Here is a 14,511-nt window from a genome sequence, read left to right as displayed (position 1 = left end):
AGCGAAGAGATGAGCCGTTCCGCACACCCCGCCGGGCCCCGGCACGCCGATGTCTACACCGAGGGTCACTACGCCGCCCCGCCCGAGGACCTCAACTCCCTGGACGAGAAGGTCTGGGCTCGCACGGTCGGCCGTAACGGGGACGGGGTCGTCACCGTCGGCGGGATCGAAGTCACCCGGCTGGCCGAGGAGTTCGGCACCCCGGCGTACTTCCTCGACGAGACCGACTTCCGCGCACGCTGCCGGGCCTGGGCCGACGCTTTCGGGCAGGACGCCGACGTGTTCTACGCCGGGAAGGCCTTCCTCTCGCGGGCCGTCGTGAAGTGGCTGCAGGAGGAAGGGCTCAATCTGGACGTCTGCTCCGGGGGAGAGCTGACCACCGCGCTGGACGCCGGGATGCCGCCCGAGCGGATCGCCTTCCACGGCAACAACAAGACCACCGAGGAGATCGAGCGGGCCGTCGAGGCGGGTGTGGGGCGGATCGTGCTCGACTCGTTCCAGGAGATCGTCCGGGTCGCCCACATCGCGCAGAGCCGGGGTAAGCGCCAGCGGGTGCAGATCCGCGTGACGGTCGGAGTCGAGGCGCACACCCACGAGTTCATCGCCACCGCGCACGAGGACCAGAAGTTCGGGATCCAGCTGGCCGACGGGCTGGCGGCCGAAGCGGTCCGCAGGGCGCTCAGTCTGGACGGTCTCGAACTCATCGGGATCCACTCGCACATCGGGTCGCAGATCTTCGACATGGCCGGCTTCGAGGTCTCCGCGCGGCGGGTGGTGCAACTGCTCGCCGAGATCCGCGACGAGCACGGCGTCGAGCTCCCCGAGATCGACCTCGGCGGTGGACTCGGCATCGCGTACACCTCGGAGGACGACCCCCGGGAGCCGCACGAGATCGCCAAGGCACTCGGCGAGATCGTCACCCGCGAGTGCGAGTCGGCCGGCCTGAGCACCCCGCGCATCTCCGTCGAGCCGGGGCGCGCCATCGTCGGACCCACCGCCTTCACGCTGTACGAGGTCGGCACCATCAAGCCGCTCGAGGGGCTGCGGACCTACGTCAGTGTCGACGGCGGGATGTCGGACAACATCCGTACCGCCCTCTACGACGCCGAGTACAGCGTGGCGCTGGTATCGCGCACCTCGACCGCCGAGCCGATGCTGGTCCGGGTGGTGGGCAAGCACTGTGAGAGTGGCGACATCGTGGTCAAGGACGCGTTCCTGCCCGCGGACCTCGCTCCGGGCGATCTGCTCGCCGTTCCGGCCACCGGCGCTTACTGCCGCGCCATGGCCAGCAACTACAACCACGCGCTGCGCCCGCCGGTTGTCGCCGTCAGGGACGGTGCGGCGCGGCCGATCGTCCGGCGTGAGACGGAGGAAGATCTCCTGCGTCTCGATGTCGGTTAATGAAATAGTCGTCTCACGATCCGGACAGGGGATAGAAACTCCCGTCCGGTGAGTGAGACTGGTCCACACGGTAGAAGTACGAGAAGTGAGGTCGGATGATGCGTACGCGTCCGCTGAAGGTGGCGCTGCTGGGCTGTGGAGTGGTCGGCTCCGAGGTGGCGCGCATCATGACGACGCACGCCGACGACCTCACGGCCCGCATCGGCGCTCCCGTCGAGCTCGCCGGTGTGGCGGTTCGCCGTCCTTCCAAGGTCCGGGAGGGCGTCGACCCCTCGCTCATCACCACCGACGCGATGGCCCTGGTCAAACGCGGCGACATCGACGTGGTGGTCGAGGTCATCGGCGGTATCGAGCCCGCCAGGGCGCTGATCACCACCGCCTTCGAGCACGGCGCCAGCGTGGTCTCCGCCAACAAGGCGCTGCTCGCCAAGGACGGCACCGCCCTGCACGGCGTGGCCGAGGAGCACGGCATGGACCTCTACTACGAGGCCGCCGTCGCCGGTGCGATCCCGCTGGTGCGTCCGCTGCGCGAGTCACTCGCCGGCGACAAGGTGAACCGCATCCTGGGCATCGTCAACGGCACGACCAACTTCATCCTCGACAAGATGGACAGCACCGGCGCCGGATACTCCGAGGCGCTCGACGAGGCCACCGCACTCGGCTACGCGGAGGCCGACCCGACCGCCGACGTCGAAGGCTTCGACGCGGCCGCCAAGGCCGCGATCCTCGCCGGCATCGCCTTCCACACCCGGGTGCGACTCGACGACGTGCACCGTGAGGGCCTCACCGAGGTCACCGCGGCCGACATCGCCTCCGCGAAGCGCATGGGCTGCACCGTCAAGCTGCTGGCCATCTGCGAGCGCGCCGCCGACGGCAGGTCCGTCACCGCCCGGGTGCACCCCGCGATGATCCCGCTGAGCCATCCGCTGGCGTCCGTCCGCGAGGCCTACAACGCGGTCTTCGTCGAGGCCGAGGCGGCGGGGCAGTTGATGTTCTACGGGCCCGGCGCCGGCGGCTCGCCGACCGCCTCGGCGGTCCTCGGTGACCTGGTCGCGGTCTGCCGCAACAAGCTGGGCGGGGCCACCGGCCCCGGCGAATCCGCGTACACCCGCCTGCCCGTCAGCCCGATGGGCGAGGTGATCACGCGGTACCACATCAGTCTCGACGTGGCCGACAAACCGGGTGTTCTCGCCCAGGTCGCTACGGTCTTCGCCGAGCAGGGCGTATCCATCGACACGGTGCGCCAGCAGAGCCGACAGGACGGAGACGGCGAGGCCTCCCTCGTCGTCGTCACCCACCGCGCGCCCGACGCCGCCCTCTCCGGGACCGTCGAGGCGCTGCGCAAGCTCGACACCGTGCGCGGTGTCGCCAGCATCATGCGTGTTGAAGGGGAGTAAGGACCCATGACCAGCCCCATGTCCAGCCAGGGCACCCACCAGTGGCGCGGCATCATCGAGGAGTACCGGCACCGCCTTCCGGTCACGGACGCCACGCCGGTCGTCACCCTCCGGGAGGGCGGCACGCCGCTCGTCCCCGCGCAGGTCCTTTCCGAGCGTACGGGCTGCGAGGTGCACCTCAAGGTCGAGGGCGCCAACCCCACCGGGTCGTTCAAGGACCGCGGCATGACCATGGCGATCAGCCATGCGAAGGAGGCGGGCGCGCAGGCCGTCATCTGCGCCTCCACCGGAAACACCTCCGCTTCGGCCGCCGCCTACGCGGTGCGCGCCGGGATGGTGTGCGCGGTCCTGGTGCCGCAGGGCAAGATCGCCCTGGGCAAGATGGGCCAGGCGCTGGTGCACGGCGCCAAGATCCTCCAGGTCGACGGAAACTTCGACGACTGCCTGACGCTGGCCCGCTCGCTCTCGGACAACTACCCAGTGGCGCTGGTCAATTCGGTCAATCCGTCCCGTATCGAGGGCCAGAAGACCGGAGCCTTCGAGATCGTCGACGCGCTCGGCGACGCTCCGGACATTCATGTGCTGCCGGTCGGCAACGCGGGCAACATCACCGCGTACTGGAGGGGTTACAAGGAGTACGCGGCGGACCACATGTCCACTCGCACGCCGCGGATGTGGGGCTTCCAGGCCTCCGGGTCGGCCCCGATCGTGCGCGGTGAGATCGTCAAGGACCCGTCGACCATCGCGACGGCGATCCGGATCGGCAACCCGGCCTCCTGGCAGTACGCGCTGGCCGCCCGGGACGAATCGGACGGCTTCATCGACGAGGTGACCGACCGTCAGATTCTGCGCGCCTACCGCCTGTTGGCCTCGCAGGAGGGCGTCTTCGTGGAGCCGGCCTCGGCGGCCTCGGTCGCCGGTCTGCTGAAGGCCGCCGAAGAGGGCAAGGTCGACCCCGGCCAGAAGATCGTGTGCACGGTCACCGGCAACGGCCTCAAGGACCCGGACTGGGCCGTCGCGGGCGCCCCTCAGCCGGTTACCGTACCGGTGGACGCCGTAGCGGCCGCGGAGCGCCTCGGGCTGGTATAAGCCCCGAGTCGGCCCCGAGCCGGCTCCTGACGGAGTTCCGCCAGGAGGGCAGTGCGCCCGGTTTGGTTGAAAGAAGCACAGGTGGCGCGCGACACGCATCGTGCGCCTCCTGTGCGCCCTATGTCGCAGGAGAACCTTCCTTCGATAAGCTGTACTCAACCCACCCCGCCGAACAGGCTGTGGTGTTGTTGTCGTGACGACCCCCCATAAGCTCGTAGGGTGGTCCGGTCCGGGGCCCGGGGGGGCACTCAGCCACACGATCCGCAGCCACAGAATCCCGCAGCCACACATTTCGCAGTCGAAACAGGACTTGCAGTCTCACAAGGAGAGTCGTCAGAGCGATGGCCGGTCCCGCTTTCCGTGCCGCCGCCGTCCGGGTGCGCACGCCTGCCTCCAGCGCCAACCTCGGTCCGGGCTTCGATGCCTTCGGCCTGTCGCTGGGGCTGTACGACGACGTCGTCGTCCGGGTCGCCGACTCCGGTCTGCATGTCGACATCGCAGGTGAAGGCGGAGAGACGCTCCCGCGGGGCGAGAGCCACCTCCTCGTACGGTCCCTGCGCACCGCCTTCGACCTGCTCGGCGGGCAGCCGCGCGGCCTCGAGGTCGTCTGCGCCAACCGCATCCCGCACGGCCGTGGCCTCGGTTCCTCGTCGGCCGCGATCTGCGCCGGTATCGTCGCCGCTCGGGCGGTGACCATAGGCGGGGCCGAGAAAATGGATGACGCGGCCCTTCTCGAGCTTGCCACCGAGATCGAGGGGCACCCGGACAACGTCGCCGCCTGTCTGCTCGGCGGATTCACGCTCGCCTGGACCGACGGCGGAGCGGCCCGGGCCATCAGGATGGAACCCGCCGATTCCATCGTTCCGGTGGTTTTCGTCCCCAGCCGGCCGGTACTCACCGAGACCGCGCGGGGACTCCTGCCGCGGACCGTGCCGCATGTGGACGCCGCGGTCAACGCGGGCCGTGCGGCGCTGCTCGTCGAGGCCCTCACCCGGCGCCCCGAGCTGCTGTTCGCCGCCACCGAGGACCGAATCCACCAGGAGTACCGTGCACCGGCGATGCCGGAGAGCGTGACCCTGGTCAACCGACTGCGGGCGGACGGCGTGCCCGCGGTCATCTCCGGCGCGGGCCCCACGGTCCTCGCGCTGGTCGAGAACGGTGCGGCCGACAAGGTCGCACGGCTGGCCGGCGAAGGGTGGGCGGCCAACCGGCTGCCGCTCGACGCCTCCGGAGCGAGCGTTCTGCCACTGGGCACCTAGGGAGCGCCCGATTGCCGGTGAACGAGAGGGGGAATATTTGTTGGATCCGGTAGTGTTAACCTCAAGTCAGCACTCGACGTCCTTGCGACGCGGTGCTTCGTGTCCCCATCAGGGACCGCATTTTCTTCCGGGAGCCTCCCCGACTGCCTGAGCAGCCTGCCTGAGCAGTTTCGAGCACGCTCCGGAAACCGGCCTCTGCCGGACCCCCAGCACGTTTTGCCTTCCGCCGTACCCGGCGGACCACCGCCCCGGACACGGTTCGAGATCCGAAGGACCACGAACCACAGCCGGACAGCACAACCGGTCGCCGCGCCAGACAGGCCGACGTCCGCTCCAGGGAAGGACCCTTCGTGAGCGACACCACCGATCTGATGGGCGTGACTGCCGACAACACTGTCGACGCCACGTCCGCCGCCGGTGCTGCCACCGGCAGTACCGCACGGCGCCGCCGCTCCGGCACCGGCCTCGACGGCATGGTCCTGGCCGAGCTGCAGCAGGTCGCGTCCGGCCTCGGCATCAGGGGCACCGCGCGCATGCGCAAGAGCCAGCTGATCGAGGTCATCAAGGAGGCGCAGGCCGGTTCTTCCGCGCCGAAGAGCGCCCCGGCCGCCGCGCCCGCAGAGGCCAAGCCGAAGCGCCGCGCCACCTCCAAGGCCCGTACGGGTGATGAGCCCGCGGCTGCGGAGACCACCGCAGCTCAGCAGCAGATCGACATTCCCGGCCAGCCGGCGAGTGACGACCAACCGGCCGGCGAGCGCCGTCGCCGTCGGGCCACCGCGCAGGCGGGCAGCCCCGAGGCCGCGCCCGCCGCCGAGGCCACCAGGGCCGAGACGAAGGCGGAGAGCCCCGCCGCCACCGCCACCGAGGTGAAGACCGAGGCCCCGGCCGACGCCAAGGCCGAGACCGCCACCGACACGGCCGAGGGCCGTCGTGGTGACCGTCAGGACCGCGGCCAGCGCCGTGACCGTGGTGACCGCCAGGAGCGTGGCGACCGTCAGGACCGTGGTGACCGTCAGGAGCGTGGTGACCGTCAGGAGCGTGGCGACCGCCAGGAGCGTGGCGACCGCCAGGAGCGTGGCGACCGCCAGGACCGTGGTGACCGCCAGGACCGTGGTGACCGCCAGGACCGTGGTGACCGCCAGGAGCGTGGCGAGCGCGGCAACCGCCGTGACCGCGGTGGCAAGGGTGGCGACGAGCAGCAGGGCGGCGGCCAGCGCCCGCAGCGCCAGGGCAGCGGCCCGCGCGCCGACGAGAACGACGACGACTTCGACGGCGGTCGGCGCGGTCGCCGCGGCCGTTACCGCGACCGTCGTGGCCGTCGTGGCCGTGACGAGTTCGGCGAGGCGCCGCAGGTGGCGGACGACGATGTGCTGATCCCGGTCGCGGGCATCCTCGACATCCTGGACAACTACGCCTTCATCCGGACCTCCGGTTACCTGCCGGGACCGAACGACGTCTACGTCTCGCTCGCCCAGGTCCGTAAGAACGGCCTGCGCAAGGGTGACCACGTCACCGGCGCCGTCCGCCAGCCCAAGGACGGCGAGCGCCGCGAGAAGTTCAACGCGCTGGTCCGCCTCGACTCGGCGAACGGCATGGCGGCCGAATCCGGCCGTGGCCGCCCCGAGTTCCAGAAGCTGACCCCGCTGTACCCGCAGGACCGGCTCCGCCTGGAGACCGACCCGGGCGTACTGACGACGCGGATCATCGACCTGGTCGCACCGATCGGCAAGGGCCAGCGTGGTCTGATCGTGGCCCCGCCGAAGACCGGTAAGACCATGATCATGCAGGCCATCGCCAACGCGATCACGGTCAACAACCCCGAGTGCCACCTGATGGTCGTCCTCGTGGACGAGCGTCCGGAGGAAGTCACCGACATGCAGCGGTCGGTGAAGGGCGAGGTCATCTCCTCGACCTTCGACCGCCCCGCCGAGGACCACACGACCGTCGCCGAGCTGGCCATCGAGCGCGCCAAGCGTCTCGTCGAGCTGGGTCACGACGTGGTCGTGCTGCTCGACTCGATCACCCGCCTGGGCCGTGCGTACAACCTGGCGGCCCCGGCCTCCGGGCGCATCCTGTCCGGTGGTGTCGACTCGACCGCCCTCTACCCGCCGAAGCGCTTCTTCGGTGCCGCGCGCAACATCGAGGACGGCGGCTCGCTGACCATCCTCGCCACCGCGCTGGTCGAGACCGGTTCGCGCATGGACGAGGTGATCTTCGAGGAGTTCAAGGGCACCGGCAACATGGAGCTCAAGCTCGACCGCAAGCTCGCCGACAAGCGCATCTTCCCCTCGGTGGACGTCGACCCGTCCGGTACGCGTAAGGAAGAGATCCTCCTCAACTCCGAGGAGCTGGCCATCGTTTGGAAGCTGCGCCGGGTGCTGCACGCGCTCGACTCGCAGCAGGCGATCGAGCTGCTGCTGGACAAGATGAAGAAGACCAAGTCGAACGCCGAGTTCCTGATGCAGATCGCGAAGACCACGCCTTCGCCGGGCAACGGCAACGACTGACCTTCCGCAGCAGGACCAGGAGCAGTAGCAGACCGGCCCGCCCCGTCACGGAAGTGACGGGGCGGGCCGGTCTGCTGTGCGCGGGCACGCCCGGGGCCGGCCGAGACCTTTGCCACACCCGTTTCTTCGGAACCGGTCGGCACCATCCCTGCGTCTCTGGTTAAAACACCAGGTCGGAGCAGCATTTCGGCGAAGGTGAGTGTCGCATCCGGCGACCAGGCTCCCGACCGGAACCACATCCCGCTGTGCAACGCTTTTCCGAATTGCGTCGTCACCCCAGTGACGGCCTGCATCACCGTGCCTCAACTACACGGCAGGGGGCAGTCGGGACCACGAGAAGCTGGAGGACACATGGGTGAGCCGCAGAAGGGCAGCCGAATACGGGGCAGCGGCAAGCGCCGCCGGAAGGCCTCCGCACGCCGCAAGACGCTGACCATCACCGCATGGGCGGCAGCAGGAGTCGTCGTCCTCGGCGGCGGCGGGCTCGGATTCCTCTACTTCAAGCTCGACGGCAACCTCAAGAGCGTCGACATCAACGCGCAGCTGGGCAAGGACCGCCCCCGTAACGTCGACAACGGCTCCATGGACATCCTGGTCCTCGGCTCCGACTCCCGGGCCGGCGCCAACTCCAAGTACGGCAAGGACGAGGGCGGCGCCCGCTCGGACACCGCGATGGTCGTCCACGTCTACCAGGGCCACAAGAAGGCCAGCGTCGTCTCCATCCCGCGCGACACCCTGATCGACCGCCCCGACTGCACCGACTCCAAGGGCGGCACGGTCTCCGGAGCGCACCAGGCCATGTTCAACACGGCGTACGAGAGCGGCGGCCCGGCCTGCGCGGTGAAGACCGTCGAGCAGATGTCCGGGATCCGCATGGACCACTACCTCGAGGTCGACTTCTCCGGGTTCCAGAAGCTCATCGACGATCTGGGCGGCATACCGGTCACCACCAGCAAGGCGATCAACGACGACAAGAGCCATCTGACCCTCGCCGCCGGCAGCCACACGCTCAACGGCACGCAGGCGCTCGGACTCGTACGGACGCGGCACGGTGTCGGCGACGGCAGCGACCTCGGACGCATCCAGCTCCAGCAGGCGTTCATCAAGGCGCTGATCAACCGGGTCAAGCACGTGGGGGTCTTCACCAGCCCCAAGAAGCTGTACAACCTCGCCGACACCGCGACGAAGACGGTCACCGCGGACTCCGGCATCAACTCGGTCAACAGCCTGATGAGTTTCGCGAACGGGCTGAAGGGCATCGGGGCGGGCTCCACCAACATGGTGACGATGCCGGTGGAGTACGACCCGGCCGACCTCAACCGGGTGATCCCGCTGGAGGCGAAGGCCCGGCAGGTGTGGACCGCGCTCAAGCAGGACAAGCCGATCCCCGCCTCAGCGACCAAGGGTTCGGCGGGCGACCAGGGCGGAGCGAGCAAGGTGGTCACCAGTTCGTAACGAGCCGTAGCCCGCTGTAGCCGATACGCGAAGCCTGCGGGAAGCCCTCGGCAAGCCGTCGCGGAAGCCGCCGGCGCAGCGGGCGGGCCGGGCCCGGAATAGACCGGGCCCGGTCACGGTTCTGGACATCGGCTGGAATTTTGAAGCACGGCCCGGTCCTGGCAGACTGGTCCGTCGGCCCCGGTTCACGTGTCGGACAACTCCGTCCCCACGACCCGGCGCCCTCCCGAAACTAGGAGACACCTTGAAGCGCGAGATCCACCCCGAGTACTTCGAGACCCAGGTCAGCTGCACCTGCGGTGCCTCGTTCACCACGCACAGCACCCTCTCCGAAGGCGCCATCCGCGCCGAGGTCTGCTCCGAGTGCCACCCGTTCTACACCGGCAAGCAGAAGATCCTCGACACCGGTGGCCGGGTGGCCCGCTTCGAGGCCCGCTTCGGCAAGAAGGCTGCAGGCTCCGCCGCCAAGTAGCGAGCCACTGCGCCGGTCCTCGGTCGCTCCTTTCCGGAGCGACCGGACCGGCGCTTTGCCGTCCAGCAGCCCTTTGACGTACTTTCCCAAGCTCTCACTGAGCAGGGGAGACCCCACCCCAGGAGCCCCCGATGTTCGAGGCGGTCGAGGACCTGATCGGCGAGCACGCCGATCTCGAGAAGCAGCTCGCAGACCCGTCGGTGCACGCCGACCAGGCCAACGCGCGCAAGCTCAACAAGCGCTACGCCGAGCTCACCCCGATCGTCTCCACCTTCCGGACCTGGAAGCAGACCGGCGACGACATCGAGACGGCCCGCGAACTCTCCGCCGACGATCCCGACTTCGCCGCCGAGGTGAAGGTGCTGGAGAAGCAGCGCGAGGAACTCACCGAGAAGCTGCGGCTGCTGCTCGTCCCGCGCGACCCCAGCGACGACAAGGACGTGCTGCTCGAGGTCAAGGCGGGCGCGGGCGGCGACGAATCGGCGCTGTTCGCCGGCGACCTGCTGCGGATGTATCTGCGGTACGCCGAGCGGGTCGGCTGGAAGACCGAGATCATCGACGCCACCGAGTCCGAACTGGGCGGCTACAAGGACGTCCAGGTCGCGGTGAAGACCAAGGGCGGCAACGGCGCCACCGAACCGGGCCAGGGCGTCTGGGCGCGACTGAAGTACGAGGGCGGGGTGCACCGGGTGCAGCGGGTGCCGTCCACCGAGTCGCAGGGCCGCATCCACACCTCCGCGGCCGGCGTGCTGGTGACGCCCGAGGCGGAGGAGGTCGACGTCGAGATCCATGCCAACGATCTCCGTATCGACGTCTACCGTTCGTCGGGCCCCGGCGGCCAGTCCGTCAACACCACCGACTCCGCGGTCCGCATCACGCACCTGCCGACCGGTGTGGTCGCCTCCTGCCAGAACGAGAAGAGCCAGCTCCAGAACAAGGAGCAGGCCATGCGTATCCTGCGCTCCCGGCTGCTCGCCGCCGCGCAGGAAGCGGCCGAGCAGGAAGCCTCCGACGTACGCCGCAGCCAGGTCCGCACCGTCGACCGGTCCGAGAAGATCCGGACGTACAACTTCCCGGAAAACCGCATCTCCGACCACCGGGTCGGCTTCAAGGCGTACAACTTGGACCAGGTGCTCGACGGCGACCTGGACGCAGTGATCCAGGCGTGTGTGGACGCGGACTCCGCGGCCAAGCTCGCCGCCGCCCAGTAGTAGCCGGCCCGTACTGGAGATCCGCATGAACCTGCTGCTCGCCGAGGTGGCCCAGGCCACCCAGCGGCTGGCCGACGCCGGCGTGCCCTCCCCGCGCTTCGACGCGGAGGAGCTCGCCGCCTTCGTGCACGGTGTCAAGCGGGGCGAGCTGCACAACGTCAAGGACGCCGACTTCGACGCCCGTTACTGGGAGGCCATCGCCCGCCGGGAGGCCCGCGAGCCGCTTCAGCACATCACCGGGCGTGCCTTCTTCCGCTACCTGGAGCTCCAGGTCGGCCCCGGCGTCTTCGTGCCCCGTCCGGAGACGGAGTCGGTGGTCGGCTGGGCGATAGACGCGGTGCGCGCGATGGACGTGGTCGAGCCGCTGATCGTCGACCTCTGCACGGGCTCCGGCGCCATCGCACTGGCCATGGCCCAGGAGGTGCCGCGCTCCCGGGTACACGCCGTGGAGCTGTCCGACGACGCGCTGCGCTGGACCCGCAAGAACGCCGAGGGATCCAGGGTCACCGTCCACCAGGGCGACGCGCTCAGCGCACTCCCCGAACTCGACGGCCAGGTGAACCTGGTCATCTCCAACCCGCCGTACATCCCGCTCACCGAGTGGGAGTACGTCGCCCCCGAGGCCCGTGACCACGACCCGGAGATGGCTCTCTTCTCCGGCGAGGACGGCCTCGACACGATCCGCGGGATCGAGCGGACCGCGCACCGCCTGCTGGTGCCCGGTGGCGTCGTCGTCATCGAGCACGCGGACACCCAGGGCGGTCAGGTCCCGTGGATCTTCACCGAGGAGCGTGGCTGGGCCGACGCGGCCGACCACCCCGATCTCAACAACCGGCCCCGTTTCGCGACCGCCCGCAAGGCGATGCCGTGACGGACGCAGCAGTGGTTCCACAGCAGGATTTTGTTCTCGAGGAGGCTCGCTAAATGGCACGGCGATACGACACCAACGACGCGACCGACCGCACCACCGGTCTGCGTGAAGCCGCCTCCGCCGTCCGCCGCGGCGAGCTCGTCGTGCTCCCCACGGACACCGTGTACGGCATCGGGGCCGACGCGTTCAGCACCGAGGGCGTCGTCGATCTGCTGGAAGCGAAGGGACGCGGCCGCAACATGCCCACCCCTGTCCTCATCGGCTCGCCGAACACCCTGCACGGCCTGATCACCGACTTCTCCGAGCAGGCCTGGGAGCTCGTCGACGCCTTCTGGCCCGGCGCGCTCACCCTGGTCGCCAAGCACCAGCCGTCCCTGCAGTGGGACCTGGGGGACACCCGGGGCACGGTCGCCGTACGGATGCCGCTGCACCCGGTCGCCATCGAGCTGCTCACCGAGGTCGGCCCGATGGCCGTCTCCAGCGCCAACCTGACGGGCCACCCGGCGCCGGAGGACTGCGACGCCGCCCAGGAAATGCTCGGGGACTCCGTCTCGGTGTATCTGGACGGCGGCCCGACCCCGGGCATCGTGCCGTCCTCGATCGTCGACGTCACCGGTACCGTGCCGGTCCTCCTGCGAGCCGGTGCCCTCTCGGCCGAGGAGCTGCGCAAGGTGGTACCCGACCTCGAGGTGGCCAATTGACAGCCCCTGAGGGGCGTGGCACACGTACGACCGCTTCCGGCGGCACGTTCAGGATCCTCCACGTCAGCACCGGCAACGTCTGCCGCTCGCCGATCACCGAGCGGCTGACCCGCCATGCCCTCGACCACCGTCTCGGCACCCGGCTGACCGGCGGCCTGATCGTGGAGAGCGCGGGCACCTGGGGACACGAGGGCGCGCCGATGGAGGCCAACGCGGCGACCGTGCTGGCGGACTACGGGGCGGACGCCGGCGGCTTCCTCGGCCGCGAGCTGCTCGACGACCATGTGATCCGGGCGGACCTGGTGCTGACCGCGACGCGGGACCACCGGGCCCAGGTCATCTCGATGGGGCACTCCGCAGGCCTGCGGACCTTCACGCTCAAGGAGTTCACCCGGCTGGTGCGCGCCATAGACCCCGCGACCCTGCCGGACCCACTCGACGACGGCGTCGTGGAGCGGGCCCGGGCACTGGTGCGGGCCGCCGCGGCGCTGCGGGGGTGGCTGCTGGCGCCCACCGTCGAGGCGGACGAGGTGAACGACCCGTACGGGGCGCCGATCACCTTCTTCCGCTCGATCGGCGACGAGATCAATCAGGCACTGGATCCCGTGGTGACGGCGCTCACGGGGGTGGCGGCGGGGCGGTGACGTGGACCGCGCGGGCTTTGCCGGGGCTCCGCCCCGGACCCGGGTCCTCCATCTCCCCCAGCGGTAGCCCCGCCGACGTCAGGCGGATTCCGCGCCCCGGTCATACATTGGTTCCGACGCCGAGGAGCCCATGATGCCGGTCACCACCACCTCACCCAGTCCGCCCGGCCTCGATGACCTGCGCAGGCAGGATCCGGAGATGGCCGATGTCATCCTCGGTGAGGGGGAGCGGCAGGCGACCTCGCTGCAGTTGATCGCAGCCGAGAACTTCACCTCGCCGGCCGTGCTCGCGGCGCTCGGATCGCCGCTGGCCAACAAGTACGCCGAGGGCTATCCGGGCACCCGCTACCACGGCGGCTGCGAGCTGGTGGACGTCGCCGAGCGGATCGCCTGTGAACGGGCCACAGAGCTCTTCGGAGCCGAGCACGCGAATGTGCAGGCCCACTCGGGATCTTCGGCCGTTCTGGCGGCATACGCGGCCCTTCTGCGACCGGGCGACGCGGTACTGGCGATGGGACTCGCGCACGGCGGCCATCTCACCCACGGGTCGCCGGCCAACTTCTCGGGGCGGTGGTTCGACTTCGTGGGGTACGGGGTGGACGCCGAGAGCGGGCTCATCGACTACGACCAGGTGCGGGCCCTCGCCAGGAAGCACCGGCCCCGGGCCATCGTCTGCGGGTCGATCTCCTACCCCCGCCATCCGGACTACGCGCGGTTCCGGGCCATCGCCGACGAGACCGGCGCCTATCTGATCGCGGACGCCGCCCACCCGATGGGCCTGATCGCGGGAGGCGCGGCCCCCAGCCCGGTGCCGTACGCGGATGTCGTCTGCGCCACCACCCACAAGGTGCTGCGCGGTCCGCGCGGCGGGCTGATCCTCTGCGGGGCGGCGCTCGCGGACCGCATCGACCGGGCGGTGTTCCCCTTCACTCAGGGTGGTGCCCAGATGCACACGGTCGCGGCGAAGGCGGTCGCCTTCGGCGAGGCGGCACGGCCGGACTTCGCGGCGTACGCCCATCAGGTGGTCGACAACGCCCGGGCGCTCGCGGCGGCGCTGGCCGATGAGGGGTTCGTCATCACCACCGGCGGCACCGACACCCACCTGATCGCCGCGGACCCGGCCGCGCTGGGCATCGACGGCCCGGCCGCCCGGGCCCGGCTGGCCGCCGCCGGAATCGTGCTGGACACCTGCCCGCTCCCGTACGGTGACGAGCGCGGCCTGCGGCTCGGTACGGCCGCCGTGACCACCCAGGGCATGGCGACGGCGCAGATGGCCGAGATCGCCTCGCTGTGCACGGCGGCGCTGCGCGAGGAGCCGGGGACCCGTGAAGAAGTGCGCAATCTCGCCCGGAGGTTTCCACCCAATTCGGGGTAGAGCGCTACCTGTGCAACCATCCTGCCTACCCCTGTGTCCTTCACTGTATGCACCGCGACTCGGCTCCCCGTCTGCCGGACCGTCTAAGGTGTGGGGCTGAGATGGTCGGCTATATCTGTGGGGCAGCCC

12 protein-coding genes are annotated in these 14,511 nt (G+C 69.8%); all 12 read left to right on the top strand.

All coding sequences use genetic code 11. The annotated features are described in order from the left end of the window. Nucleotides 1–9 precede the first annotated feature (9 nt). The 12 genes from lysA (at nt 10) to glyA (ending at nt 14,382) form a co-directional block, all read left to right on the top strand. Complete coding sequence (lysA, locus tag AB0M87_RS01770) at nt 10–1,401, top strand: diaminopimelate decarboxylase (protein WP_365849265.1); 1,392 nt, start codon at nt 10–12, stop codon at nt 1,399–1,401. Between the two features lie 98 nt (nt 1,402–1,499). After that, nucleotides 1,500–2,798, top strand: a complete 1,299-nt coding sequence (locus AB0M87_RS01765) for a homoserine dehydrogenase (RefSeq protein WP_365849866.1) — start codon at nt 1,500–1,502, stop codon at nt 2,796–2,798. A gap of 18 nt (nt 2,799–2,816) precedes the next feature. Then, nucleotides 2,817–3,887, top strand: coding sequence for a threonine synthase (gene thrC / locus AB0M87_RS01760; protein WP_365849865.1), 1,071 nt, complete (start codon nt 2,817–2,819; stop codon nt 3,885–3,887). 341 nt (nt 3,888–4,228) lie between these two features. Beyond that, on the top strand, nt 4,229–5,146 hold the full coding sequence (gene thrB / locus AB0M87_RS01755; protein WP_365849264.1) for a homoserine kinase: 918 nt from the start codon (nt 4,229–4,231) through the stop codon (nt 5,144–5,146). 350 nt (nt 5,147–5,496) lie between these two features. After that, complete coding sequence (rho, locus tag AB0M87_RS01750) at nt 5,497–7,653, top strand: transcription termination factor Rho (protein WP_365849263.1); 2,157 nt, start codon at nt 5,497–5,499, stop codon at nt 7,651–7,653. Between the two features lie 351 nt (nt 7,654–8,004). Then, complete coding sequence (locus tag AB0M87_RS01745; RefSeq protein ID WP_365849262.1) at nt 8,005–9,108, top strand: LCP family protein; 1,104 nt, start codon at nt 8,005–8,007, stop codon at nt 9,106–9,108. Between the two features lie 244 nt (nt 9,109–9,352). Further along, on the top strand, nt 9,353–9,580 hold the full coding sequence (gene rpmE, locus AB0M87_RS01740; RefSeq protein ID WP_365849261.1) for a 50S ribosomal protein L31: 228 nt from the start codon (nt 9,353–9,355) through the stop codon (nt 9,578–9,580). A 131-nt stretch (nt 9,581–9,711) separates the two neighbouring features. Further along, a complete protein-coding gene (prfA, locus tag AB0M87_RS01735; RefSeq protein WP_365849259.1) occupies nt 9,712–10,791 on the top strand; it encodes a peptide chain release factor 1 in 1,080 nt (359 codons plus the stop codon). 25 nt (nt 10,792–10,816) lie between these two features. Next, nucleotides 10,817–11,662 carry a peptide chain release factor N(5)-glutamine methyltransferase gene (prmC, locus tag AB0M87_RS01730; protein ID WP_365849258.1) on the top strand — a complete coding sequence of 282 codons (846 nt, stop codon included), beginning with the start codon at nt 10,817–10,819 and terminating at the stop codon, nt 11,660–11,662. 53 nt (nt 11,663–11,715) lie between these two features. Continuing rightward, nucleotides 11,716–12,363 carry an L-threonylcarbamoyladenylate synthase gene (locus AB0M87_RS01725; RefSeq protein ID WP_365849256.1) on the top strand — a complete coding sequence of 216 codons (648 nt, stop codon included), beginning with the start codon at nt 11,716–11,718 and terminating at the stop codon, nt 12,361–12,363. Further along, nucleotides 12,360–13,007, top strand: coding sequence for a protein-tyrosine-phosphatase (locus AB0M87_RS01720; protein WP_365849255.1), 648 nt, complete (start codon nt 12,360–12,362; stop codon nt 13,005–13,007). Before AB0M87_RS01725 ends, AB0M87_RS01720 begins: the two co-directional genes overlap by 4 nt. A gap of 133 nt (nt 13,008–13,140) precedes the next feature. After that, nucleotides 13,141–14,382: a serine hydroxymethyltransferase gene (gene glyA / locus AB0M87_RS01715; protein ID WP_365849254.1), complete on the top strand. Its 1,242-nt coding sequence runs from the start codon at nt 13,141–13,143 to the stop codon at nt 14,380–14,382. The last annotated feature ends 129 nt before the right edge of the window (nt 14,383–14,511 follow it).

This window comes from Streptomyces sp. NPDC051320, assembly GCF_040682175.1.
Lineage (GTDB): Bacteria > Actinomycetota > Actinomycetes > Streptomycetales > Streptomycetaceae > Streptomyces.
This window is presented reverse-complemented; position numbering and strand designations above follow the sequence as displayed.

Excerpts from the sequence above, each read along its gene's own strand:
- AB0M87_RS01745 (WP_365849262.1), top strand. The coding sequence starts at position 8,005 with ATGGGTGAGCCGCAGAAGGGCAGCCGAATACGGGGCAGCGGCAAGCGC.
- AB0M87_RS01725 (WP_365849256.1), top strand. The coding sequence starts at position 11,716 with ATGGCACGGCGATACGACACCAACGACGCGACCGACCGCACCACCGGT.
- thrB (WP_365849264.1), top strand. The coding sequence starts at position 4,229 with ATGGCCGGTCCCGCTTTCCGTGCCGCCGCCGTCCGGGTGCGCACGCCT.
- AB0M87_RS01765 (WP_365849866.1), top strand. The coding sequence starts at position 1,500 with ATGCGTACGCGTCCGCTGAAGGTGGCGCTGCTGGGCTGTGGAGTGGTC.
- lysA (WP_365849265.1), top strand. The coding sequence starts at position 10 with ATGAGCCGTTCCGCACACCCCGCCGGGCCCCGGCACGCCGATGTCTAC.
- prfA (WP_365849259.1), top strand. The coding sequence starts at position 9,712 with ATGTTCGAGGCGGTCGAGGACCTGATCGGCGAGCACGCCGATCTCGAG.
- prmC (WP_365849258.1), top strand. The coding sequence starts at position 10,817 with ATGAACCTGCTGCTCGCCGAGGTGGCCCAGGCCACCCAGCGGCTGGCC.
- thrC (WP_365849865.1), top strand. The coding sequence starts at position 2,817 with ATGTCCAGCCAGGGCACCCACCAGTGGCGCGGCATCATCGAGGAGTAC.
- glyA (WP_365849254.1), top strand. The coding sequence starts at position 13,141 with ATGCCGGTCACCACCACCTCACCCAGTCCGCCCGGCCTCGATGACCTG.